The organism is Lactobacillus sp. UMNPBX16 (assembly GCF_002553775.1).
In the GTDB taxonomy this organism is placed as follows: Bacteria; Bacillota; Bacilli; order Lactobacillales; family Lactobacillaceae; genus Lactobacillus; species Lactobacillus crispatus.
Window position 1 is genome coordinate 1 of sequence record NZ_PCYU01000053.1, and the last position, 1,334, is coordinate 1,334.

Below are 1,334 nucleotides of genomic sequence, written 5' to 3' on the forward strand. Positions count from 1 at the left end.
AAACGGACTGCTTTACCACCTATTCTTAAGTCTCTTCGAAGTCTGTGGGCACTTAGATGCCGTGTTTAGAAAATTAGAATTAATAGGTTGATAAAGAGGTTTATCTTCACAGCGGAGGTTATATTATGGAATCACAAATTATTTTCGGTATTGATGTTAGCAGTAAATCTTCCACAGTTTGTGTGGTTAATGACCGGATCAAACAAGGCGAATCTTTTAGAATCTCTAATGATTCCTTTGGCTATCAAAAACTTTATGAGCAACTGAACCAATATTTGATAACTCCTTTAGTTGTTTTCGAAGCTACTGGTGTTTATTCTCTAAGCCTGCAAGCTTTCTTAGAGGATTATCATATTAAGTATTTGAAGCTTAATCCGCTTAAAGCGAAAAAGCTAATGGACAATAATTTACGCCATAATAAAACTGATAAGGTAGATGCTTATCGCCTGGCTTTAATTCAATTTAATGCCCCGCAAAAGCTGCGTGATCCACAGCCCAGAGAGTATCATGAACTTCAGAATGCCAGTCGCTATTATGAAGAACTTACTAGGAGTATAGTTACTACTAAAAATCAATTGCACCGCAACCTCCAATCCACTTTCCCACAAATTGAAGAAATACTGTCTCATCCATCTGGCAGAATTTATTGGGCGCTTGTTAGTCTTTTCCCACATGCTGGATATGTTCTAGAAAAGAATGAGACACAGGTAACTCAAATGCTTAATTCTATTTCTGGAATAGGACAACAAAGGGCACGGTACTTAACCACAAGATTATACGCTTTTGCTAGAGAAGCTTATCCTTATGATTCCAAAGATAGTATTATCGTTAGAGCTATTCAAAGGAACATTTCTAATTTATTTTCACTCCAGCAAGAACGCGACTATGTAATTAACTACATGGAAAAGCTGGCTAAAGCAGTAAACGCTCGTGCTTTATCCATCTATTTGAGTATCCCAGGGGTTGCTAGAATTACAGCAGTGAGATTAGTAGCAGAGCTCGGTGATCTAAGACGGTTTAGCACTTCAGCTCAAATTGATGCGTTTGTTGGCATTGATCCAGGAAGGTACCAATCTGGTGAAAAAGACAGTTCTCTTGGCATTACCAAGCATGGCAATCATATTGCCAGAAAAATACTTTATCGAGTTATTATTCAAATGGAGACGGTAAAGGCTACGCAGCCTTGCCATATAACTGATTATTATGACAAGAAAAAACGATCTTCAAATAGCCAAGGCTATAAGAAAATCGCCATTGCATCAGTCCATAAACTGATACGCACAATGTTTGCTCTTATCAAACATGATCAATTATATGATTACAACATAGCCACC

At 37.6% G+C, this 1,334-nt stretch carries 1 protein-coding gene; it reads left to right on the top strand.

Features of this window, described 5'->3' with window-relative positions:
- Positions 1-122 precede the first annotated feature (122 nt).
- Positions 123-1,334 (top strand): IS110 family transposase (locus CP367_RS09635; protein ID WP_098043559.1); only part of this gene is annotated, 1,212 nt, incomplete at its 3' end.